At 68.5% G+C, this 21087-nt stretch carries 22 protein-coding genes and 1 pseudogene; 8 read left to right on the forward strand and 15 right to left on the reverse strand.

What is annotated here, in order from left to right:
• Positions 1-44 precede the first annotated feature (44 nt).
• A complete protein-coding gene (locus ASF34_RS23425) occupies positions 45-758 on the forward strand; it encodes a calcium-binding protein (protein WP_082494120.1) in 714 nt (237 codons plus the stop codon).
• Positions 759-1073: 315 nt separating this feature from the next.
• The gene (locus tag ASF34_RS09135) at positions 1074-1610 is read left to right on the forward strand and encodes a Dps family protein (RefSeq protein WP_018046072.1); all 537 of its coding nucleotides are present in this window, start codon (positions 1074-1076) and stop codon (positions 1608-1610) included.
• A 98-nt stretch (positions 1611-1708) separates the two neighbouring features.
• Here the strand turns inward: ASF34_RS09135 and ASF34_RS09140 are convergent, their stop codons facing one another.
• The 13 genes from ASF34_RS09140 to ASF34_RS09200 form a co-directional block, all read right to left on the reverse strand.
• Complete coding sequence (locus tag ASF34_RS09140; RefSeq protein ID WP_018046073.1) at positions 1709-1906, reverse strand: hypothetical protein; 198 nt, start codon at positions 1904-1906, stop codon at positions 1709-1711.
• A 360-nt stretch (positions 1907-2266) separates the two neighbouring features.
• Positions 2267-2629, reverse strand: coding sequence for a DUF6481 family protein (locus ASF34_RS09145; protein ID WP_026176334.1), 363 nt, complete (start codon positions 2627-2629; stop codon positions 2267-2269).
• 149 nt (positions 2630-2778) lie between these two features.
• Complete coding sequence (locus ASF34_RS09150) at positions 2779-2988, reverse strand: cold-shock protein (RefSeq protein WP_026176335.1); 210 nt, start codon at positions 2986-2988, stop codon at positions 2779-2781.
• Between the two features lie 290 nt (positions 2989-3278).
• Positions 3279-4562 carry a cation:proton antiporter gene (locus ASF34_RS09155; protein WP_056160654.1) on the reverse strand — a complete coding sequence of 428 codons (1284 nt, stop codon included), beginning with the start codon at positions 4560-4562 and terminating at the stop codon, positions 3279-3281.
• Positions 4563-4827: 265 nt separating this feature from the next.
• The gene (locus tag ASF34_RS09160) at positions 4828-6048 is read right to left on the reverse strand and encodes a Gfo/Idh/MocA family protein (RefSeq protein WP_056160656.1); all 1221 of its coding nucleotides are present in this window, start codon (positions 6046-6048) and stop codon (positions 4828-4830) included.
• A gap of 183 nt (positions 6049-6231) precedes the next feature.
• Positions 6232-7407 (reverse strand): ABC transporter permease, encoded by a 1176-nt coding sequence (locus tag ASF34_RS09165; RefSeq protein WP_018046078.1) that lies wholly within the window; start codon positions 7405-7407, stop codon positions 6232-6234.
• A gap of 25 nt (positions 7408-7432) precedes the next feature.
• Positions 7433-7933, reverse strand: coding sequence for a DUF4112 domain-containing protein (locus ASF34_RS09170; protein WP_156465683.1), 501 nt, complete (start codon positions 7931-7933; stop codon positions 7433-7435).
• Between the two features lie 96 nt (positions 7934-8029).
• On the reverse strand, positions 8030-9199 hold the full coding sequence (locus ASF34_RS09175; protein WP_056160658.1) for an aminotransferase: 1170 nt from the start codon (positions 9197-9199) through the stop codon (positions 8030-8032).
• 178 nt (positions 9200-9377) lie between these two features.
• Entirely contained in the window at positions 9378-9677 is a 300-nt protein-coding gene (locus ASF34_RS09180) for a S4 domain-containing protein (RefSeq protein ID WP_018046081.1), read from the reverse strand.
• Positions 9678-9699: 22 nt separating this feature from the next.
• Positions 9700-13134, reverse strand: a complete 3435-nt coding sequence (locus ASF34_RS09185) for a helicase-related protein (RefSeq protein ID WP_056160660.1) — start codon at positions 13132-13134, stop codon at positions 9700-9702.
• A 78-nt stretch (positions 13135-13212) separates the two neighbouring features.
• A complete protein-coding gene (locus ASF34_RS09190) occupies positions 13213-13578 on the reverse strand; it encodes a hypothetical protein (protein WP_056160661.1) in 366 nt (121 codons plus the stop codon).
• Entirely contained in the window at positions 13575-14132 is a 558-nt protein-coding gene (locus tag ASF34_RS09195) for a hypothetical protein (protein ID WP_056160663.1), read from the reverse strand. The genes ASF34_RS09190 and ASF34_RS09195 overlap by 4 nt, the downstream gene beginning before the upstream one ends.
• Positions 14133-14166: 34 nt before the next feature.
• Complete coding sequence (locus tag ASF34_RS09200) at positions 14167-15060, reverse strand: DUF3108 domain-containing protein (protein WP_018046085.1); 894 nt, start codon at positions 15058-15060, stop codon at positions 14167-14169.
• 310 nt (positions 15061-15370) lie between these two features.
• On the opposite strand from ASF34_RS09200, the gene rpmB reads away from it, so the two are divergent.
• From rpmB to ASF34_RS09220, 4 genes are all read left to right on the forward strand, one after another.
• Positions 15371-15676 carry a 50S ribosomal protein L28 gene (gene rpmB / locus ASF34_RS09205; RefSeq protein WP_018046086.1) on the forward strand — a complete coding sequence of 102 codons (306 nt, stop codon included), beginning with the start codon at positions 15371-15373 and terminating at the stop codon, positions 15674-15676.
• Positions 15677-15818: 142 nt separating this feature from the next.
• Positions 15819-16748, forward strand: a complete 930-nt coding sequence (locus tag ASF34_RS09210; RefSeq protein ID WP_018046087.1) for an AEC family transporter — start codon at positions 15819-15821, stop codon at positions 16746-16748.
• A 73-nt stretch (positions 16749-16821) separates the two neighbouring features.
• Positions 16822-17295 carry a nuclear transport factor 2 family protein gene (locus ASF34_RS09215; protein ID WP_056160665.1) on the forward strand — a complete coding sequence of 158 codons (474 nt, stop codon included), beginning with the start codon at positions 16822-16824 and terminating at the stop codon, positions 17293-17295.
• 7 nt (positions 17296-17302) lie between these two features.
• On the forward strand, positions 17303-17863 hold the full coding sequence (locus tag ASF34_RS09220; RefSeq protein WP_056160667.1) for a TetR/AcrR family transcriptional regulator: 561 nt from the start codon (positions 17303-17305) through the stop codon (positions 17861-17863).
• A 122-nt stretch (positions 17864-17985) separates the two neighbouring features.
• On the opposite strand, the gene ASF34_RS09225 is transcribed toward ASF34_RS09220, so the two are convergent.
• Positions 17986-18372 carry a winged helix-turn-helix transcriptional regulator gene (locus tag ASF34_RS09225; RefSeq protein ID WP_018046090.1) on the reverse strand — a complete coding sequence of 129 codons (387 nt, stop codon included), beginning with the start codon at positions 18370-18372 and terminating at the stop codon, positions 17986-17988.
• Between the two features lie 106 nt (positions 18373-18478).
• On the opposite strand from ASF34_RS09225, the gene ASF34_RS09230 reads away from it, so the two are divergent.
• Together ASF34_RS09230 and ASF34_RS09235 are read left to right on the forward strand one after the other, a co-directional pair.
• Positions 18479-19231: an NADPH-dependent F420 reductase gene (locus tag ASF34_RS09230; RefSeq protein WP_018046091.1), complete on the forward strand. Its 753-nt coding sequence runs from the start codon at positions 18479-18481 to the stop codon at positions 19229-19231.
• A gap of 598 nt (positions 19232-19829) precedes the next feature.
• Complete coding sequence (locus ASF34_RS09235; protein WP_018046092.1) at positions 19830-20234, forward strand: limonene-1,2-epoxide hydrolase family protein; 405 nt, start codon at positions 19830-19832, stop codon at positions 20232-20234.
• A gap of 6 nt (positions 20235-20240) precedes the next feature.
• Here ASF34_RS09235 and ASF34_RS22200 read toward each other — a convergent pair.
• A pseudogene (locus ASF34_RS22200) lies at positions 20241-21046 on the reverse strand (IS5 family transposase).
• Between the last annotated feature and the right edge of the window lie 41 nt (positions 21047-21087).

Consider the following 21087-nt stretch of genomic DNA (forward strand, 5'->3'; position numbering starts at 1 on the left):
TCGGATCGGGGTCGTCCCTGGATCTGTCGGAGGTCACTCAGGGCGTGGCCATCGTCCTGTCGACGACGGCAAGCGCACCCCGCACCCTCTACGCGACCCAGGGTGCCGACCACGTCACCGGCGGCAACGGCCTGTCGACCATAAGGGGTCAGGACGGCGACGACGTCATCGAACTGGCCGGCGGAATGGCGTCCGTCTTCGGCGATGGCGGCGACGACACGATACGCCTCGGTTCCGGCGGACGCTATGCGAGCGGGGGGATCGGTAACGATCACATCACCGGTGGTGCCCAAAGCAACTTTCTTCAGGGAGACGCGGGCGACGACTGGCTCAGTCTGGGGACGGGGTACGGTAGCATTTCCGGGGGAGCCGGCAACGACGTCATCATCGGGAGCAGCCGCTACCCGAGCGATCTCAGCGGCGAGGCCGGCAACGACCGCATCGTCGCGCGGTCCGGCGATGCCGAAATCCGTGGCGGCAACGGCTCGGACAAACTCTTCGGCGGAGGGGGGCGAGACACCTTCACCTTCGCCGGCGACTTTGGGCGGGACGAGATCTTCAAATTCGCTGTCGCCCACGATTATCTCGACGTATCGGCGCTCGCGTCGAAGATCGAAGACCTGACCTTGACCGCGGTCCACAGAGGCGCCGACACGCAGATCACCGTCGTGGGCGACCCCGACCCGACGCATAAAATCATCCTGCACGACGTGACGAAGGCAGAGTTGATCGATGCCGGGCACTTCCTGTTCGGGTGAGCCGGCGGTCGGAGATCGCGCTCCGACGTCCCCGGCATCGGCCCGATCGACCCCGAAAGGCGCGGCGCGGATCACCCCGGGCCGCGCCATGGGCCGTCAGCCCTGCGCGAGCGTTCCATCCGACTCCGAATCATCGATGCCGAGCAGAGGGGTGCCGAACCCCTTCTTCGGGGGCATGGAGCGAGGGCAATCGACGGGCCTCGCTCCGCTCATGGCTGGGATGCGGAACTTTCCCCCCTGTCTCCGGCTTTTTCTCGTCATGGGGCGTGCGCTGGACGCCGCCCGCGATCGGAATTCAAACGGAGTTATGACGTCATGGCAAAGAGCTTGAGCGGACGCACGCGCGTCGACGGGGATCGCCTGAACACCCCGACCGATCTCGCCCCCGAGGCGACGAAGAAGATCGCCGAGGGCCTGACCGTCCTGCTGTCGGACCTCTTCGCGCTGTATGTGAAGACGAAGAACTTCCACTGGCACGTGAGCGGCCCGAACTTTCGCGATTACCACCTGATGCTCGACGAGCAGTCGCAGCAGATCTTCGGCATCATCGACGATGTCGGCGAGCGCGCCCGCAAGATCGGCGGCACCACCCTGCGGTCGCTGGGTCAGGCCTCGAAGCTGTCCCGCGTCGAGGACAACGACGCCGAGTATGTCGGCCCCCTCGAAATGCTGGCCGAGCTGCGCGACGACAACAAGACCCTCACCGCCAACATGCGCGAGCTGCACGAGGTGACGGACGAGGCCAAGGACGTCTCCACCACGAGCCTGCTGGAGGAGTGGATCGACCAGGCCGAGGAGCGCACCTGGTTCCTCTACGAGGCGACCCGCAACGCCACCGAGGGCGGTCACTGACCTCGACCGGCCGAACGCAGCACCCATGAAAAAGGCCCCGCATCCTCGGATGCGGGGCCTTTTTCGTCTCTGCCTCCGGCCGGGCCGGAGGCCAAGTCTCACGAGGCGAGGGTGATCTCGCCTTCGCGGACGGCGCGCTCGCCGCCGCCGGACTTGATCCGGTAGAACGGCTCGCCGGTCTGGTCCTCGGGAACGAGGCGGACGATCTCGAACACGTCGGCGGGATCGGCCTTGACGTCGGCATAGCCGATGCGGGCGCGGCGCACACGCTGCCCGAGCTTGAACTTATGGGCCATGGGAGTGCCTTTCTGTAGTCGACGCGAAAGGGGCTCCGCGTCCCCGGACGGGTGTTCGTGGTCGCGCGTCGCCTTGCCGAAAGCCTGTGGCCGAAAGCCCGTGACCTTGCGAAAAAAGGACGAGATGGGTGGCAGCTCCGTCCGGCGATGCCACCCTGCGCCCGAACCCTCACAAAGGACCGAGCCAACCCATTCGACGTGACGGGCCGATCGCTGACGAGCGGCCCCGACGTCGAACCCAGTGGATGCCCGTCCCGAACCTATGGGTCGGGACGGCTCTCCGGGATTTCGTTTCGCGGCACCGGTCTCGGGGAAGCGGGATACGCCCCTCACTCAAGACCGATGCGGCACCGGTCCGCCCTACTTGCGGGCCTTGGCCTTGCGGGCGGCGTAGCGCGCATCGCGCTGCTGCTTCTGCTCGATGCGCGCGGCGGCGGCGAGGGCGATCTTCTCCTCGGCGACGCGAGCCGCTTCGATGGCCTGACGCTCACGCTCGGCCTCGGCTTCGGCGACGGCCTGCGCAGCGGCGGCGGCGCGCTCGGCCTCGCGGGCGGCGACGCGGATTTCGCGCTCGCGGGCGATGGCCTCACGCTCGGCCTTGCGGGCGACCACCGTCGGATCGTCGGCGGCCGGGCGGTCGCGGAAACGCGCCAGCGCGGCCTGACGGGCTTCCTGCGAAGCCTTGAGGCGGTCGGTCATGGAGTTTTCGTTGAATTGGCTCACACAGAATCCTGGTTTGGAATGCGGCGGGGCAAGGCCGCATAGGAAAAAGACGTCATCGAAAACGCAGGAAGCCGCTCTCCAATGAAGAGCGGCTCCGTAACCATTGTCGGATTCTCAGGGAACCCGGCATGGCTCATGCGGCACGTGGCTCAGGCGGCCTGGAGGCTGCCGGCGGACTGCTTGCCGCTACGCTTGTCGGTTTCCATTTCGTAGGAGACCTTCTGGCCTTCGGCGAGACCGCGCATACCGGCGCGCTCGACGGCGGAGATGTGCACGAACACGTCGTTGCCGCCGTTATCCGGCTGGATGAAGCCGAAGCCCTTTTGCTCGTTGAACCACTTAACAGTACCGACAGCCATCATAATCCTTCGCCCTTGCGGGCATCATAGTTCGGAGGTCCGGACGAAGATGTCAGGCCTTCTCCGTTGTCTCGATTCGCACCCGACTTTCGTTCAGCAAAAGCCGTTTGGCTTCAGCAAATGAAAATCTGATCACGCTTCGATCACCGTCATGTACTCCCAATGGCGGGATTTAGCAAATGCCATGAAAAACTTGGGCTTTGTTTTTGGTCGGGCGGAGGAAAATTTGCAGGGTATCCGGCCAATACGAGCACCGATGTCGCTCGGGCGACAGGCCCCGTTCCCCGGCTTCATTCGGCGCGGCGTGAGGCCAGCGGCAGGTCGAGCTGGGCGCTCTCGGTATCGCGCCCGCTGCGGCGGTCGAGAAAGCCCAGCACCGGCGAGACGCTGACCCCGTGCAGGACGATGGAGAGGAGGATCGTCAACCCCGCGGTGCTCCACAACAGGCCCGCCCCCTCGAACCGCGCATGCCCGAGGGCGAAGGCGAGATAGTAGATCGTGCCGAGCCCCCTGATCCCGAAGACGCTGATCACCGCCCGCTCGGCGAAGGGCTGGTCGTGCCCGACGAGGCTGACCCAGCCGCAGAGCGGACGCACCACGAAGATGACGAGACACGCGAAGGCGGCCCCCGCCCAGGTGAGGTCGCGCAGGAGCCCGCCGCCGAGGGCGAGGCCGAAGCCGACGAGGAGGATCATCATCGCCAGCCGCTCGAACGCCTCCGCAGACCCGTGGAGGGCGTGATGGTAATCGTGGCCCTGGTCGGACCAGCGCATGGCCAGGGCCGCGACGAAGACGCCGATGAAGCCATAGCCGTGCACCGCCTCCACGGCGGCATAGGTGAGGCAGGTGATGCCGAGAGCCACGAAGCCGTCGCCGGTGCGCGACAGGCGGGCGCGGTTCGGCAGGTGGAAGGTCAGCCAGCCGAAGCCCCGCCCGATGGCGGCGCCCAGGGCCACCCCCGCCAGGATCTTCCAGACCAGCGAGAGGCCGACCCATTCGGTCCACCCGGCGGCATTCAGGCCGGAGGAGGCGGCGAACGCGATGGCGAGGTTGACGAAGGGAAAGGCGAGCCCGTCGTTCAGCCCGGCCTCGGAGGTGAGGCCGAAGCGCATCTCGTCTTCCTCTCCCTCCGACGGCGGGCCGACCTGGACGTCGGAGGCGAGGACCGGGTCGGTGGGCGCCAGGGCGGCGGCGATGAGCAGGGACGCGGCGATGCCGAGGCCGAGGAGATGCGAGGCCAGGAATCCGAGGGCGAGGATCGTCAGGGGCATGGCGATGGCGAGGAGGCGCCACGTCACCATCCAGCTTTTCCAGCCGACCCGGCGGTCGAGCTTCAGCCCGGCCCCCATCAGCGAGATGATGACGACGAACTCGCTGACCTTCTCGATGAGGCGCAGGTGATGCTCCGGCCGTGGGGAGAACTCGCCGATCCCCGGGATCAGCGACAGGCCGGCCCCGATCGCGACGCAGCAGATCGGCAGTGACAGCGGCAATTGCCGAAGCACCATCGGCAGCCAGGCGGTGAGGAGCACCAGAGCCCCAAAGCCGCCGAGCGTGATGACATACGTGTCCATGGTACCCGATTCGTTCCTGTGCGCCCTCCGCCGGAATCGCCACGATCCACACGCAAGACCGATTTTTTCGAGTTGTCCGTTTCCGGATGGGAGCGCCGCCCTGCCCTCCTCCCCCTTGTGGGGAGGAGTTGGAGGTGGGGGTGGTTGGGCGACCCTCGGCCGGCGGAGGCCAGCGGCGCCACCCCCACTCCTGGCCTCTCCCCACAACGGGGAGAGGGACGCCGTCTGCCTGCATGCCGAGATGCGTTAAACCCGATCGCCGCCGTCAGGGCGTGCCCGGCCGCATCGTCATGTCCGGGTTGAGATCGACCCATCGGCGCGTCGCCGCCGCCTGGTAGAGCGCCTCGATCAGGCGGACGTCGCGCAGGCCCATCTCGCCGGGCGTGCGCAACTCCCCACCCTCCGCGATGACCTGCGAGAGGTGGTCGATCTCGCCGGTGAACTGCACCGCGTCGCCCTCCGCCGTCAGGATCTCGTCCGCGCGTTTGGCGTTGCCGACCACGAGGCGGTTGCCCTGGTAGGCGGTGCCGGGATCGAGGGTGGCGACCGCCTTGTCGCCCCACAGGTCGATCCGCTTCTTGTCGGCGCTGTAGCCCGACGAGACCGTGGCGTGCCGGCCCGAGGGGAAGACGAGCTGGGCCGTGAACACGTCCTCCACCTCGGCGAAGCGCGGATCGCCGGCAGGCGCATGCATCGAGGCGGAGACCGAGGACGGGCTCTCGCCGAAGAACCATTGGATGCCGTTGAGGCCGTAGATGCCGATATCCACGAGCGACCCGCCGCCGGCCACGGCCTTCAACATGCGCCACTGGTCGCGGGGCTTTCCCGGCTCGAGGGGCCGGTGATGGTCGGAGGAGGCGAAGCGCACCTCGCCGAGCTCGCCCGCATCCATCATCGCCTTGGCGCGCAGGTTGTGCGGCTCCCAATGCACCCGGTAGGCGATCATCAGGCGGCGGTCGGCGGCCTTGGCGGCGTCGATCATCCGACGGCACTCGGCGGAACTCGTCGCCATCGGCTTCTCGCAGAGGACGTGCTTGCCCGCCTCCAGGGCCTTGATGGTCAGGTCGGCATGGGTGGAGTTCGGCGTGATGACACAGACGGCGGCGATGTCCGCGTTGTCGGCCATCTTCCCCATCGAGGCGTAATCGTAGAGGCCGCCCGGTCCGATCCCGTAGCGGGCGGCGACGGACTTCGCCTTCTCCGGGTTGCCGGAGACGAGGGCGACGGCCCTGGAGCGCCGTGCGCGCTGGAAGGCGGGCAGGATCTGGGCCTGGGCGAAATCGCCGAGGCCGACCACGGCCCAGCCCAGATGCTTGTCGCGCGGCAGGGGCGGGGGCTGGTCGAGCTTGGGCTCGGGCCGGCCGGTGGGGGTGGCGGGGATCGCCTGCGCGGCGGCGCGCTCGGAGGCCAGCACACCGCCGATTCCGGCGAGGCTGCCGGCCATGAAGAGGCGGCGGGACGGCGTCGTATGCGAGGCGTCGGACATCGTATCTCCGGATCCATGAGGATGGAATCTCGCGGCCGGATCGAGGATGCCGCCCCGGACAACGCATGACGCTCCGATCGGATTCCATCGGAACCTGCGGTGGAGGCGCGCGGGGGGGATTAAAACCTGAGACCCACCTCGGCGGGTCTCAGGCGCCAGGCGGTTTTTACTGGGACGTGGTTTTTACTTGAACGTCTTGCGGGGGTCGAAGGCGTCGCGCACGGCCTCGCCCGCGAAGATCAGCAGGCTCAGCATCACCGCCACCACGAAGAAGCCGGTCAGCCCGAGCCAGGGGGCCTGGATGTTGTCCTTGCCCTGCGCCAGCAGCTCGCCCAGCGAGGCCGAGCCGGGGGGCAGGCCGAAACCGAGGAAGTCGAGGGAGGTCAGCGTGCCGATCGAGCCGTTGAGGATGAACGGCATGAAGGTCAGCGTCGCCACCATGGCGTTGGGCAGGAGGTGCCGGCTCATGATGCGGATGTTGGACAGGCCCAGCGCACGGGCGGCGCGGACATATTCGAAGTTGCGCGCCCGCAGGAACTCGGCCCGCACCACGCCGACCAGGGCCACCCAGGAGAACAGCAGCAGGATGCCGAGCAGCACGAAGAAGCCCGGCGCGATGAAGGCCGAGATGATGATGATGAGGTAGAGGGTCGGGATGCCGCTCCAGACCTCGATGAAGCGCTGCAGGGCGAGATCGACCCAGCCGCCGAAATAGCCCTGCACCGCGCCGGCGATGACGCCGATCACCGAGGAGACCAGGGCCAGGATGAGCCCGAACAGCACCGAGATGCGAAATCCGTAGATGACCCGCGCCAGCACGTCGCGGGTGGTGTTGTCGGTGCCGAGCCAGTGCATCTCCAGGCCCTTGCACCCCTCCCGGCCCGCGGTCTCCGCGCCATCCTGCTTGGCCGCGGCCTGGCACTGCTCGTCGGTCAGCATCCAGGTGGGCGGCGAGGGCGAGGGGGTCGGCAGCCCGTCGATGATCGTGTCGTAGGAATACGGGATCGGCGGCCAGACCGCCCAGCCGTTCTCGGCGATCTCTTTCCGCGTCTCCGCAGAGCGGTAGTTCGGCCGCGCGTAGAACCCGCCGAACTTCTCGTCCGGGTAGTCGATGAGGACGGGAAACAGGATCTCGCCCTTGTAGGACACCACAAGGGGCCGGTCGTTGGCGATGAACTCGGCGAACAGGCTCAGGCCGAACAGGCCGACGAAGATCACGAAGGACCAGAAGCCGAGCCGGTTGCGCCGGAAATTCGAGAGCCGCCGCCGGTTCAACGGCGACAGCCCCCGCACCACCGGCGCGAGGGGAGGCGGGGCGGTGACGGGGACGGCTTCCGCGGGGCGGGCGATCTCGTTCATGAGACCGCCCCTATTGGATTGTGCGTCAGCCGTCGAGACGGACGGCCGTTCCCTCGATCTCGTTGGGGCGCAGGCCGCCGGTTTTCTCGAGGTGGCGGCGCAGCAGACGGACGTTGCGACGATTGGCCTTGAACGCCGCGTCGAAGATGTCGCCGGCGAGCGGCACGGCGCCGATCACCCCGTCGAAGGCCACGTTCATGGCCATCCGGGCGAGCAGCCATTTCGGGGCGCCGAGGCGGCGCGCCTCGTAGACGATGTAGGAGGCGAGCAGCATGCCCGCCGCATCGCCGATGATCGGAACGAGGCCGACGACGGCGTCGAGCCCCACCCGGCGGTTGATGCCGGGGATCACGAACGCCGAGTCCATGAGGTGGGCGAACTGCTCCAGCCGCAGCAACGCCGCTTCCCGGCTGTCGGGCTCGGCGCGGAAGCGCGTGGCGGTCCCCTCGCGCCGGCCGAAGGCGCCGTTGGGCAATTCGCGGGAGGGCAATTCGCGAGTGGGGAAGACGGCGTCGTTGAAGGCCATGGCGGGGCTCCGGGGGATGCGCGTCGTGGTCATGATGCAGGATGTGGCCCTGCCCGGTGCCGTCCGCAAGCGGCGGGGCCCTGAGACCTCCCGGCCTCACGCGGCCCGACCCCGCATCAGGCCGGAGAGCCGCTCCAGGGCGGCGTCGAGGGTCGCGTCCCGCTTGGCGAAGCACAGCCGCACCAGGTTGCGCACCGCCCCCCGCGCATAGAACGCGCTGATCGGGATCGCGGCGACGCCGTGCTCGCGCACCAGGGCCTGGCAGAAGGCGACGTCGTCCGCATGCCCGAGGCGCGGCCCCAGCTCGCCGATGTCGATGGTGAGGAAGTAGGTCGCCTGCGAGGGCAGCACGGAAAAGCCGAGGCCGGTGAGGCCGGCGCTCAGCCGGTCGCGCGAGCGGGCGAAGCGCGCCCGCATGTCGAGGAAATAGGCCTCGTCCTTGGCCAGCCCGTAGGCCACCGCCTCCTGGAGGTTCGGCGGCGTCGTGAAGGTGAGGAACTGGTGCGCCTTCGAGACCACCTTCAGCAGGGGTGGTGCCGCCATGACGAACCCGACCTTCCAGCCGGTCAGGCTGAAGATCTTGCCGGCCGACCCGATCTTCACGGTCCGCTCCCGCATGCCCTCGAACCCGATCAGCGGGCGATGGGGGCGTCCGTCGAAGGTCACGTGCTCCCACACCTCGTCGCAGACGGCCGTCACGTCGAACCGCTGGCAGAACCGCGCCAGCAGGGCGAGGTCCTGGTCCCCGAACATCGTCGCGGTGGGGTTCAGCGGGTTGTTGAGCACGACGACCCGCGTGCGCTCGGAAAAAGCTTCCGCCAGCGCCTCTTCGTCGAGGCGGAAATGCGGAGGCCGCAGGGTGACGAAGCGCGGGATGCCGCCGGCCTGCCGGACGATGGGCAGGTAGGCGTCGTACATGGGCTCGAACAGCACCACCTCGTCGCCGGGCGAGACCAGGGCGAGCAGGCTCGCGGCCAGGGCCTCGGTGGCGCCCGACGTCACCATCACCTCGGTCTCGGGGTCGAGGGCGAGGCCCTGATGGCGCTCGTAATGGTCGGCGATGGCGCGGCGCAGGGTCGGCAGCCCCATCATCGGCGGGTATTGGTTGTAGCCGTCGCGCAGGGCCTCGGCGGCCTTCTCGCGCACGTCGGCCGGGCCGGGATCGTCGGGGAAGCCCTGGCCGAGATTGATCGCGCCGAGGTCGCGCGCCAGCACCGACATCACGTCGAACACCGTATTGGGGAGATCGGCGAAGACAGGGTTCATCCGCAAAAACGCTCGTGGCTGGCGGGAGCTGACCGGCGGGACGTCCATCGTGCGCCGCCCGAGGGCCTAGGATATGCGCACATCCGGCAGGCGTCACCGCCCCCTCCCCTGGAAGGAGAAGGGGACGGGAGCGTCCTGCGAGAGCGTGTGACTGTCGTAGCCGTGCGGGAGAGGCGGATCACGCCGTGCCGTCGTCGGGTTCCGGGGACGGGCCGCCCGACAGGATGGCGTAGAGGCCCCGCGCCTCGGGGGCGGGGCCGCGCCGCTCGCCGAGTTCCAGCACCCGAACCACCGCCGTCACATGGGCGGCGGCGACGGTGACCACGTCACCGATGCCGATCCCCTTGGCGGGATTGTCGGCGCGCGTCCCGTTCACGCGGACGAAGCCGTCCTCCACCAGGGCGGCGGCAAGGGAGCGGCTCCGCGCGAAGCGGGTGAACCAGAGCCACTTGTCGAGACGCTGCCGCCCCGGCTTCATCCGCCCTCTTCAGATCCCCGGTTCAGCGCTTGCCGCCGTCGCCGGCTTCGAGCTGTGCCTTGAGTGCCGCCAGCTTGGCGAAGGGCGAATCCGGGTCCGGAGCCCGCTCGCGGCGCTGCGGACGCTGCTCCTGCTGCGCGGCGGGACGGCCTTCGTCGCGGCGTTCGGGACGGACCCGGCCGGGCTCGAACCGCTCGCGGCGGGGGGGACGTCCACCCTCGGGCCGGCCGCCATCCCGGCGGCCTCCCTCGGGCCTGTCGCCCTGGCCGCCGCGGTTGCGCTCGGCCCCCTCGGGACCACCCGCGCGGGGAGCGCCGGCATGAGCGGGGCGCCGGTCCTGACGGCCTTCGCCCGGAGCGCGGTTGCCCGCCGGTGCGCCGTCACGGCCGCCGCGTGGGCGGTTCTGCCGCGGGGCGGAACTGCGCTGATGCCGCTGGAGACGCCAGATTTCCACCAGCACCGGCTCGGCCGGGACGGAATCCGTGGCGGCTTCGGCCTCGGCCGCGTCGCCGGAGGCCGTCTCGGCGGTTTCCGGCTCGATACCCGCGAGGGTCGCGGATTCCGCCACGGGGACGGGGGCCGCCTCGGGCTCTTCAGTGGCCTCCACCACCGTCTCGGCGGCGGCCGGTGCCGGCTCGTCCTCGGCAGGGACGGCCTCGACGGTGCCGGTCTCGGCAAGGGCTGCCTCGGAGGACGCGGCCTCCTCGGACACCGCCTCGGGATTCGGCACGCCTTCCGCCACGGGCTCGGCCGTGTCGGTCGAGGCCTCGCCTTCGGAAGTGGTCTCGCCTTCGGAAGTGGTCTCGTTTTCGGAAGCGGTGTCGCCTTCCGGCTTGGCTTCGTTCTCGGGCTTGGTCTCGTCTTCCGGCTTGGCCTCCTCGTCGGTCGCGGGGGCGGCCTCCTCGGACACCGTCGCCGACCCGTCGGTCGATGCGGTCGCCGGGGCGATGGGCTGGGTCGCGGCGGCGGGGCGCAGCGGAACGGTGATGGCCGGGCCGGGGCGGCTCTCGGCGACGTAGCCGAGGGATTTCAGGATCGATCCGAAATCCTCGCCCGAACAGCCGACCAGGGAGGTCATGCCTACGGTGGCGACGAAGGCGTCGCCGTCGGCGGTGCCGGCCGGGGCCTCGCCGGGAGTGGTGCCGGGCACATAGGTCACCGCCGGGCGGATCAGGTCGGCCAGACGCTCCAGGATGTCGACGCGCACGGCGCGCTCGCCGCAGACGCGGAAGCCGGCGGCGCGGTAGAGGCCCTTGGCGATCTCGGGATCGACCTTGATCGAGGTGCGGCCGGAACCGGCCAGATGCGCGATCTCGTCGAGGCCGCGCTGGTCGAGGCCGCCGTTCTTCAGCGCCCAGAGCTGGGCGGCCAGGGTGCGCGGCGCCGGCTTGAGCAGGGCCGGCAGGAAGATGTGATAGGCGCCGAAGCGGACACCGTGGCGGCGCAGCGCCCCGCGCCCTTCCTGATCGAGGGTGCGCATCTCGTGCATCACCTTCGAGCGCTCCAGGACGCCGAGCGATTCCACGACCTGGTAGCCGATGCCCTTCGAGAGGCCGACGAGGTCGGCCGCCGTCTCGATCTCGATCAGCGGGCCGAGGAGGCGGACCACATAGGCCTTGAGCCAGGCCACCAGCCGGGTCTCGACCTTGTCGCGGGCCGGGCCCGTGAGCTGCTCGTCGGCGAGCAGCCGTACATGCGGCTCGAACAGCTTGTCGCCCGGCATCAGCTTGGCGACCGGGTCTCCGGTCCAGCGGATGATGCCGTCATGGGACAGGACCAGGGACGAATCCGCCGCGGCCGAGAAGCGCTCGGCGCGCGCCTCGATCTCGCCGCCCAGCGCCTTTTCGGCGGCGCTGCGCAGGGTCTTGGCCTCGTGGCCTTCCGCGCCCGGGTCGGCGACGAACTGAAACCCGTGCAGATGGCCGACATGCTGGCCCTCGACGGTAACGTCCCCGCCGGCGGTGATCTCAGCTTCCAACATCGTATTCTCTCTCAGGCGCCGCATCAGGACGCTAGTGCGCCGATCGACGAAACGGCTCGCAAGGCGCTCGTGCAGGGCGTCGGACAGCCTGTCCTCTACCCGACGCGTCTCGCCCTGCCAATGCACCGGATCAATCAGCCAGTCCGGACGGTTCGCGACGAAGGTCCAGGTCCGCCCCTGGGCGATGCGCTGGGACAGGGCATCGATGTCGCCGTCGGTGCGGTCGATCATCGCCACGTGCTTGGCGAACCAGTCGTTGGGGATGCGCCCGGCCATGCCCCGCATGAGGAAGCGGAACAACTGGGCCACGAGATCCGCATGGGTCTGGGGATGGACCTTGCGGTAATCGGGCACGCCACAGGTGTCCCACAGGCGGCGCACCACCGTCGGATTGGTGGCGATGTCGCGGATGTCGTCCTCGCGCATCAGGATTTCGAGGGCGGACTGGTCCTCGCCCATGGGCGCGCGGGTGAGCCCCTTCTCGTTGGGATGCGCGTCCAGGCTCTCCTGAAGGGCCTTCAGCGAGGAGAAGTCGAGATCGGGGTTGCGCCATTGCAGCACCCGGAGGGGCTCGAAATCGTGGTTCTCCAGGGCCTCGATCATCTCGGGCTCGAACGGGGCGCAACGCCCGGTGGAGCCGAAGGTGCCGTCCGAGAGGTGGCGTCCGGCGCGCCCCGCGATCTGCCCCATCTCGGGGGGCGTCAGCCGGCGGAAGCGCGTGCCGTCGTATTTCCAGTTCGCCGCGAAGGCGACGTGATCGACATCGAGGTTGAGGCCCATCCCCACCGCGTCGGTGGCGATGAGATAATCGACGTCGCCGGACTGGTAGAGCTCCACCTGGGCGTTGCGGGTGCGCGGAGACAGCGCACCGAGCACCACGGCGGCCCCGCCGCGCTGGCGCCGGATCAGCTCGGCGATGGCGTAGACCTCCTCGGCCGAGAAGGCGACGATGGCCGTGCGCCGGGGCAGGCGCCCGAGCTTCTTCTCGCCCGCATAGGTCAGTTTCGACAGGCGGGGGCGGGTGGTGGTGTGCACGCCGGGAATCAGCGATTGAACCAGGGGCAGCATGGTGGAGGAGCCGATGAGCAGCGTCTCCTCGCGCCCGCGCTGGTGCAGCAGGCGGTCGGTGAAGACGTAGCCGCGGTCCATGTCGGCGGCGAGCTGGATCTCATCGATGGCCACGAAGGCGACGTCGAGGTCGCGCGGCATCGCCTCGATGGTGGAGATCCAGTAGCGCGGCCGGTCCGGCTTGATCTTCTCCTCGCCGGTGACGAGGGCGACCTGATCCACCCCCACCCGCGCCACCACGCGCAGGTAGACTTCCCGCGCCAGCAGGCGCAGGGGCAGCCCGATCATCCCCGTCGGATGCGCGAGCATCCGCTCGATGGCGAGATGGGTCTTGCCGGTATTGGTCGGCCCGAGCACCGCCGTGACGCCGCGCGAGCGGGCCTGCGGGGGGAGGGAGCGGCGCGTCATGTGCGAGGGGCTGGTCCCTTCGGCCGAGAAGCCGGCGGCAGGTTCTTGCGGCGGCCCGTGGAGGAAGGCCGCCTGGTCTCAGTCGTCGCTGCGCAGGGGCCGCCCGGGTGGCCGGACCCCACGCTGCGTCTCCCCGCCATATGGGGCGCCACCGCCGCGATAGCCACCGCCCCTCTGTCCATAAGGATCGACGTAGATCTCCACCGGGTCCGCCGGCCGCTGCGGCGCGAGATCGGCGCAGAGCGTGTCCGGCATCGCCACGAGGGGGCCGCGCCGTGGCGGGCGGCCCTCGATCACCTCGGCGGAGGAATAAGCGTCGCCCCCGCAGGGCGAGATGTCCGTGCTCAGCCCGCCGGCACGGGCGGGGCCGGGCCATGCCGGCGCGCCGATCAGGATCGCGGCGAGCGCGACGACGCCACGCAGAGGGAAGGGGCGGCGCGTCATCGGGTGGTTCCGGTTCCGGGAGGGATGCGCCAGGCGGCCGCAGCGGACAGGGCCTCGCCGAGGGCCGCGAACCCGCCCTCCAGATCGTTGCCGGACAGGGCATAGCCGTGCGCCCCGAGGCCGGTGAAGCGCGCGCCCGCCCTGCGCCGGGGGAGGATCGGCAACGCGGCCGACCGCGCCGGATCGACGCGCAGCACGAAGAAGCGCTGGCGGCTGAGCATGACCGGCCGCAGGTCCTCGATCGCGTCCCAGGGGATCCAGTCCGTCGACAGGCGCCGGTCGAAGATGCCCCGGCGCCCGACGGAGACCAGCGTGCCCGAGCGGAACATCCGGGGCGCGCCGACGAGGCTGGCCGCGCCGAAGAAGATCAGCCCGAGCCACAGCATGAATTCGGTGTACCCGCCGGGCGCCATTGCATGCCCTCGCGTCTCGGGACGCACATGGAGCATCCATGCGGCGGTGGCGGTGAAGCCGACGGCGATGAGGAACAGGCCCGCCGAGCGAAGGCGCGAGACCGCGATGTCGACCTGCCCGTCCACGACCTGCCCATCCATCGTTCAGACGATTCCCGCCCGGCCGGAGCCGCGTCTATTGGTCGACCAGGGTCGCCTGCGCCACCTGGCCCGACGCCTGCCCTGCGGCTTGGGCGGTCACGGTCTGGGCTCCGCCCCGGTTCCACCGGGTCGCCTCGATGATGTTGGTGCCCAGCGTCGTGCGCACGGCGATGCGCACCGGCAGAAGCACGCGGGTGCCCTCCACGGGGGCGAGCCACACCGACATGTCGCGGTTGTCCTCCATGAACTTCACGCCCGGCCGGTCGGGGCGGTGCCCGGCGATGGCCTGATAGCGGGCGTTGCAGACGAGGACGGGGCCGGAATAGCCGGGCTTCTCGACATTGCGCGTCTCGCCGTAGCTGAGCACCACGTTGAAGCGCGTCGCGCCGTCGAAGACCGGGATGGTGCGGTTGCAATTGGCCTGGTCGGTGAGCTCGCCCCGGCTCACCGCCGGCATCATCAGGGCGCTGGCCGGATCGACGATGCCGCGCTTGTTGGCCGGGGTCACCGGCACGCGGTCGCCCATGTCGATCAGCGGCGGCGTCACCTCCGATTGGGTGACGTTGCCGCGCGCCAGCGCCATCCGCACGGCGATGCCGGAATTCGAGGTCTTGGTGGAGATGGCAAAGGCGCTCGGCTGCGGCCCCTCCGCGATGAGGCCGCTGGCGCGGGCCGAGCCCATGCCCCCGGTCACGGCGCCCACGAGGCCGGTGAGCCTTGCCGAGACGTCCATGCGGTAGCGCGCGCTCTCGAACTGTCCCGACACCTGGGCGGTGCCGATGGGAATGCCGGCCAGAGCGATGCCGTAATCGACGGTGACCGTCGCCGGGGCGGCGGCGGTGGCTTTCGGCCGCGCGAATCCCTCGGAGGCGGGAATCGCCCCGAGGGTGGCGAGGAGGCTGGCGCGAAGGAGGCGCGTGGCACGCATGGCTTGAGGCTCTGAGGTTCCAGGGCGTGGCGCCGTGCGGCGGAAGAGACCGGGCGGCATTGTTCCGCCATCGTCTCCGCTCGTGGTTAACACATCGTATGGACGGCGCGGCGCGAGCCTCCGAGTGCGGCGTTTCCCATGGGCAAAACTCGGCTCCGCCCTTGACGGATACCCTGCCGCTCCCCTATAGGCTCGCGCCTTCAATGAGACGCCGCTCGATCGGTTCTGGCGTGCGTGAGGCCCGTGGCGCATTGCGACCGGCCTTCCGCCATCGCCTGGTCTGACGCGGAACGAGACGGGAATTAGAACAATGTCGCGCCGTTGCGAACTCACGGGCAAAGCCGTGCAGACCGGCCACCTCGTGAGCCACTCGAACCGTAAGACCAAGTGCCGGTTCCTGCCGAACCTGTGCCAGGTCACGCTGCAGTCGGACGCTCTGAAGCGTCGGGTGCGCCTGCGCGTCACGGCCCATGCCCTGCGCTCGGTGGAGCACCGCGGCGGCCTCGATGCCTTCCTCATCAAGGCCCGTGAGATCGAGCTGTCGCAGACGGCCCGTCTGATCAAGCGCGAGCTCCACAAGAAGCTCGCCGAAGTCGAGACCCCGGCCGCCGCCTGAGGCTGCGATATCGAAGCGCCGGCGAGAGCCCGCTTCGATCACGCTCGACGTCTCATTCTGATTTCGAACGGCCGCCGCATGCTTTGTGCATGCGGCGGCCGTTCGCGTTGATTCCACCGTCCCTGCTCTCCGGCTCCCTCCGATGACCGTGCTCTCGCTCATCGCCCCGATCTTCGGGCTGATCCTCATCGGCTGGGTCGCGGCGCTCGCCGGGTTCCTGTCGGAGAAGGTCAGCGACGGCCTCTCGGAATACGTCTTCGCCATCGCGGTGCCGGCGCTGATCATCGCGACGCTGACGCGGCCGGGTCTCACCGGCGAGGTCACCTGGTCGTACTGGTTCAGCTATTTCGGCGGTGCCGGCCTGTCCTGGCTCGTCGGCTCGCTGATCGGCCTGCGCCGCGAGGGCGTCGGGCGGACGGGGGCGATCCTGCACGGATTCGCGGCGAGCCAGTCGAACACCATCTTCATCGGCGTTCCGATGATCCTGCAGGCCTATGGCGACGCGGGCGCCTTCCCGCTCTTCATGCTGCTCGCCGTCCACCTGCCGCTGATGATGGGCTGCGCCACCTTCCTCATCGAATCGGATGGGCAGCGATCGGTCCTCCAGCGGGTGAAGGGGCTCGGCCTCGTCCTCTTCCGCAACCCGATCTTCCTGTCGCTGATGCTCGGTCTCGTCCTGAGAAGCTTCGGGCTCGCGCCCGGCGGTATGGTCAAGTCGCTGGTGGATGCGCTGGCCGGCACCGCCTCCACCTGCGCGCTGATCGCGCTCGGCGCCGGCCTCGTGCGCTACCGGGTGTTGCACGACCTGCCCGGCGCTATGGTGGTGACGAGCCTGAAACTCGTCCTGCATCCGCTGGCGGTCTGGGTCCTGGCCTTCCACGTCTTCACCATGCCGCCGGCCTATGCCGGGGTCGCCACCCTGTTCGCGGCGATGCCCGTGGGGATCAACTCCTACCTGCTGGCCGTCCGCTACAAGGCCGAGACGGGGTTGATCGCCGCCGCCGTCATGCTCTCGACCCTGCTCGCGGTGGCCACCACCGTGGCTTGGCTGGCGATCCTCGGACACCGCTGAGACATTCGACGCCTTGACCGGCGCGGGCAGTGTTTGTACCGATCGGTACAGACAAGCGTAGGAGCCCGAGCCCATGTCCGAATCCCGCCCGCCACTGCCCCCCTTCACCCGTGACACCGCGATCCAGAAGGTCCGCGCCGCCGAGAACGGCTGGAACGGCTGCAACCCCGAAAAAGTCTCGCTGGCCTACACGGCGGACAGCCGCTGGCGGAACCGGTCGGAATTCTTCTCGGGCCGTCCCGCCATCGTCGCGTTCCTCACCCGCAAATGGGCGAAGGAGCACGAATACCGGCTCATCAAGGAGATCTGGGCCTTCACCGACGACCGCATCGCCGTGCGCTTCGCCTACGAATTCCACGATGCGGCCGGCGACTGGTTCCGGGCCTACGGCAACGAGAACTGGGAGTTCGACGCCCATGGCCTGATGCGGCTGCGGCATGCCAGCATCAACGACCTCGCGATCTCCGAATCGGAGCGCAAGTTCCACTGGGACCGCAGCGCGCCGCGCCCGGAGGATCATCCCGGCCTCACCGATCTCGGGCTCTGACCTAACCATGACGAAGAAGCCGGGGGCGCGGGAGGATGCGCTGCCCGCCATCGCCGAGGTCTTTCGCGAGTACGGCTACGAGGGCGCGAGCCTCGCCCTCATCGGTGCCCGCACCGGCTTGGGCAAGGGCAGCCTCTATCACGCCTTTCCCGGCGGCAAGGCCGAGATGGCCGAGGCCGTCCTCGCCGCCATCGGCGCGTGGTTCGAGGAGACGGTCTACGCGCCGCTGCGCGACGATCCCAATCCACGGGCGGCGATCCGGCTCATGCTGTCGGAGACGGATGCCTATTTCCGCTCGGGCCGGAGGGTCTGCCTTGTCGGCGCCTTCGCCCTCACCGAAGGACGCGACGGGTTCGCGGACCGGATCGCCGGCTACTTCCGGGATTGGCGCGAGGCCCTGGCGGAGGCGCTGATCCGCGCCGGGCGCCCGGCCGCCGAGGCGGACTCCCTCGCCGAGGACGCCGTCCTGACAATCCAGGGCGGCCTCGTCCTCGCCCGCGCCCTCGACGATCCGGCCGTGTTCGGGCGGATGCTGGGGCGGTTGGAGACGCGCTTGATGTCCCGATAGGCGACTTCCGATCGGGTATGCCAGCTAGGGAGCGGCGGTCATCGGCGGGGGCGACCCGGTTCTAAAACGATCAATGGACCCATCTCATCGCCGAGCCGACGCCCGTCGATGCGCCGACTCCATCAGCTGGCGACATCCTCGGGCGCGAGGCCCATCGCCTCCCGGCGTGTGAAGGCCCATTCGATCAGTGCCTCGAGGGACGGCTCGAGGGCGATCCCGATCGGGCTGAGCGCATATTCGACCTTTGGCGGCACCTGCGGGTAGACCGTCCGGGTGACGATGCCGTCCTTCTCCAGCTCTTTGAGCTGTTGGATCAGCATCTTCTGGTTCACGCCCTCGATCCGTTTTTCCAGCTCCGAGAACCGAAGCGGCACCTTCGCGGCGAAGAGCTGGACGATGATGACGATCTTCCACTTGCCCTCCAGCACCCGCAGGGTCTCGCTGGTCGCAGCCGCCCATATGCGCTGCTGCTCCGGGTCGTCGCAACGCCATTCGCGCTCCGCGTTCATACTTACCTCCAGGTGGGGTACACACTTTTTAGTGGGTTCTTGCAGATATAGCAACCTACCTTTAGTTCCCGCTGTGTCGCAACCGACAAAAGTTAGGAACTGAACCATGAAGATCGGCATCATCGGCATCGGAAACATCGGCAAGACCTTGGCCACGAAGCTCAGCGCCGCCGGACACGAGGTCAAGGTCGCCAACTCACGCGGACCGGAGACCATCGGGGCCGACGTGCTGTCGACGGGCGCCCGCGCCGTCACCACCGCGGACGCCGTCGTCGACGTCGACGCGCTGATCCTCTCTATCCCGCTCCAAGGTATTCCGGCCCTGGCACCCCTGATGGCCAAGGCCAATGCGGACACCGTCATCATCGACACCTCGAATTACTATCCGATGCGCGACGGGCAGATCGCGGCCCTGAACGAAGGGCAGGTCGAGAGCGAATGGGTCTCGGCACAGTTGGGCCGGCCGGTTGCGAAAGCGTGGAACGCCATCGGGGCCGGATCCCTGGCGACGAAGGGCAAGCCTGCGGGCGATCCCGACCGCATCGCCATTCCGGTCGCCGGCAATAGCGAGCGGGAGCGCGCCGTCGCCATGACGCTGGTGGAAGACACCGGCCTCGACGCGGTGGATGCCGGCTCGCTTGCCGAATCGTGGCGTCAGCAGGGCGGCGCGCCCTGTTACTGCACGGATCTCAGTCGCGACCAGATGCCGGCCGCTCTTGCGGCGGCCGAAGCCGCGCGCTTGCCCGCCCGGCGTGACCTCGTGATCTCCGTCGTCATCGAGCGCATGATGGGCGGTACGTCACCCGTTATGCTGGATGCGGAGCATTTCGTCCGCGTAGCCCGCGCGGTATTCCTGTAATATCTCTGATGTCGAGGCTTTCGCCGTGACCGTGCGAAGCCTCGACATCGGCAGCCACCTAAAGGTGGCGAGCGGGCGCCGTGACTACGTCCACGGGCGCTAGAGTTGTGCCCGACCACGTTGGGTCGGGGGCAGCTCCAGGCGTTTGTTTTGCCGCGCTCTTTTTCGCCGAACCGGCATCCACTTCGGCGTTGAGCGCTCCAGCGCGAAGCTGCGCTGGTCACGGGTGAGGGGACAAAAGACCCGAACCTCCTGAACGAGGCCATCCGCGCGCGGAGTCGCGAGAAAGTCTGTCGCGAACGGAAGGGTCTCGAGACGAACCTGATTATAATGTCGTCGCTGACCTCCCGTACGCTTTCTTGTTTCCTGAAGACAAAGAGAAGACAATTTAACGCTGAAATGCGTTGAATTCCAAAGATTAGATTCGCCTGGCCCCGCGATGCCAGCGATGCCAGCGATGCACGATTGGACAATCTGAATCGATTGGCGCGCGCAGCGAGATCTTTCGAGCGGCGATCATCAGGCGGCGAATTAATCACTCAACGACGTGTTCTGAACAACCGGTTCAAATCCAACTCTTTTGGTATAGGAGGCTGATATGCATGATGCTCTTACTGTCGTCAGTGAGTTCATGGCCGCTCTGGACGCGGATACGAACGGCATTGCCGCTGCTTACCGTCGTTGGTTCACGCCCTCGACCGTCTGGGACAATGTTGGATTCGCGAAGACCGAGGGGGTGGACCAAGCGATTGCGCTCATAGACCAGATCGCTGTCAACTTCGGAATGGCAACGATGAAGTTCGAAGTGCTTGCCATTGCCGCCGTCGGCAACAAGGTTCTGACTGAACGGATCGATTACATGTACGATGCGTCGGGCAATCTGCTGGCCACCATTCCCCTGATGGGAATTCTCGAAGTGGACACGGACGGCAAGATCACGCGCTGGTCGGACTATTTCGACACCGCCGGATTTCAGGCGGGATTGGCCAAGCCGGCCAACTAAGAGCGCCTAACAGAGCCGTTTGGTCTGTTTGAGAATGGCTGCGAGGCCGGTGAAGGCCTCGTGGCCATCGCTTCGCGATTCTTCGGTTCCGCGCGTCGCTCGTAGCGGACGCGAAGGAGGCGGAAGCGGTTGAACCCGGCATGGGTGCGCACCACGCCCCAACGGTGACGACCGCGTGTCTCGCTGCTCTCGCTGCTCTCGATGCTCTTACGCGCAATGCGCGGCACGGTCCCCCCGCCCGGCCCCCCTGGCGGCGGGGCCTGGCATCGGAGGCTTTGTCGGCGCGCACTGTCCCCGGGCGGCGTCGCGGCCGCCCTCTTCGACCGCCCCGCAGAGACGGGATGGCATCGAGGGTCGTCGCCATCATCACGCTGTCGGATCGCTTGGCCGCACTCAGGCCGAAGCCGAGCGATGTGCCTCACGCGTCGGTGACGAGGTGGCGGCTTCCGGCCCGGCTCGCCCCGGTCCGCCGGGTTCGGGCCGGTGGCAGGCCTCCCTTTTTGGCCGGGACTGACGCGCTGTCCAGGCAAGCCCGGCTCCAGTCGATCTCACCCGCTGCGTGGAGGCGCTCCAGCAGCATGTGATGCAGGCGACTCCATACGCCCGCCGCTTGCCAATCCCGCAGCCGCCGCCAGCATCTCATGCCGGAGCCGCAGCCCACTCCGCCGGCAGCCCCGACCGCAGCACGAACAGGGTGCCCGTCAGTGTGGCCCGATCCCCGATCGGAAGACGCCCCCATTGGGACGGGGCCGAGGCGGTGGGAGGAACGGAGCGAACTCATCCCAGAGATCATCGGGGAGAAGCGGTCTCACCTTCCCCACCAACGCTCGACATCCGCCTCGGTGCCGTTCCG

This window comes from Methylobacterium sp. Leaf106, assembly GCF_001422895.1.
GTDB classification, from domain to species: domain Bacteria; phylum Pseudomonadota; class Alphaproteobacteria; order Rhizobiales; family Beijerinckiaceae; genus Methylobacterium; species Methylobacterium bullatum.

What these genes read in the sequence shown, in the direction of transcription:
- ASF34_RS09135 (WP_018046072.1), top strand. Translation starts at nt 1,074, where the DNA reads ATGGCAAAGAGCTTGAGCGGACGCACGCGCGTCGACGGGGATCGCCTG.
- ASF34_RS09140 (WP_018046073.1), bottom strand. Translation starts at nt 1,906, where the DNA reads ATGGCCCATAAGTTCAAGCTCGGGCAGCGTGTGCGCCGCGCCCGCATC.
- ASF34_RS09150 (WP_026176335.1), bottom strand. Translation starts at nt 2,988, where the DNA reads ATGGCTGTCGGTACTGTTAAGTGGTTCAACGAGCAAAAGGGCTTCGGC.
- ASF34_RS09155 (WP_056160654.1), bottom strand. Translation starts at nt 4,562, where the DNA reads ATGGACACGTATGTCATCACGCTCGGCGGCTTTGGGGCTCTGGTGCTC.
- ASF34_RS09160 (WP_056160656.1), bottom strand. Translation starts at nt 6,048, where the DNA reads ATGTCCGACGCCTCGCATACGACGCCGTCCCGCCGCCTCTTCATGGCC.
- ASF34_RS09165 (WP_018046078.1), bottom strand. Translation starts at nt 7,407, where the DNA reads ATGAACGAGATCGCCCGCCCCGCGGAAGCCGTCCCCGTCACCGCCCCG.
- ASF34_RS09170 (WP_156465683.1), bottom strand. Translation starts at nt 7,933, where the DNA reads ATGGCCTTCAACGACGCCGTCTTCCCCACTCGCGAATTGCCCTCCCGC.
- ASF34_RS09175 (WP_056160658.1), bottom strand. Translation starts at nt 9,199, where the DNA reads ATGAACCCTGTCTTCGCCGATCTCCCCAATACGGTGTTCGACGTGATG.
- ASF34_RS09180 (WP_018046081.1), bottom strand. Translation starts at nt 9,677, where the DNA reads ATGAAGCCGGGGCGGCAGCGTCTCGACAAGTGGCTCTGGTTCACCCGC.
- ASF34_RS09185 (WP_056160660.1), bottom strand. Translation starts at nt 13,134, where the DNA reads ATGACGCGCCGCTCCCTCCCCCCGCAGGCCCGCTCGCGCGGCGTCACG.
- ASF34_RS09190 (WP_056160661.1), bottom strand. Translation starts at nt 13,578, where the DNA reads ATGACGCGCCGCCCCTTCCCTCTGCGTGGCGTCGTCGCGCTCGCCGCG.
- ASF34_RS09195 (WP_056160663.1), bottom strand. Translation starts at nt 14,132, where the DNA reads ATGGATGGGCAGGTCGTGGACGGGCAGGTCGACATCGCGGTCTCGCGC.
- ASF34_RS09200 (WP_018046085.1), bottom strand. Translation starts at nt 15,060, where the DNA reads ATGCGTGCCACGCGCCTCCTTCGCGCCAGCCTCCTCGCCACCCTCGGG.
- rpmB (WP_018046086.1), top strand. Translation starts at nt 15,371, where the DNA reads ATGTCGCGCCGTTGCGAACTCACGGGCAAAGCCGTGCAGACCGGCCAC.
- ASF34_RS09210 (WP_018046087.1), top strand. Translation starts at nt 15,819, where the DNA reads ATGACCGTGCTCTCGCTCATCGCCCCGATCTTCGGGCTGATCCTCATC.
- ASF34_RS09215 (WP_056160665.1), top strand. Translation starts at nt 16,822, where the DNA reads ATGTCCGAATCCCGCCCGCCACTGCCCCCCTTCACCCGTGACACCGCG.
- ASF34_RS09220 (WP_056160667.1), top strand. Translation starts at nt 17,303, where the DNA reads ATGACGAAGAAGCCGGGGGCGCGGGAGGATGCGCTGCCCGCCATCGCC.
- ASF34_RS09225 (WP_018046090.1), bottom strand. Translation starts at nt 18,372, where the DNA reads ATGAACGCGGAGCGCGAATGGCGTTGCGACGACCCGGAGCAGCAGCGC.
- ASF34_RS09230 (WP_018046091.1), top strand. Translation starts at nt 18,479, where the DNA reads ATGAAGATCGGCATCATCGGCATCGGAAACATCGGCAAGACCTTGGCC.
- ASF34_RS09235 (WP_018046092.1), top strand. Translation starts at nt 19,830, where the DNA reads ATGCATGATGCTCTTACTGTCGTCAGTGAGTTCATGGCCGCTCTGGAC.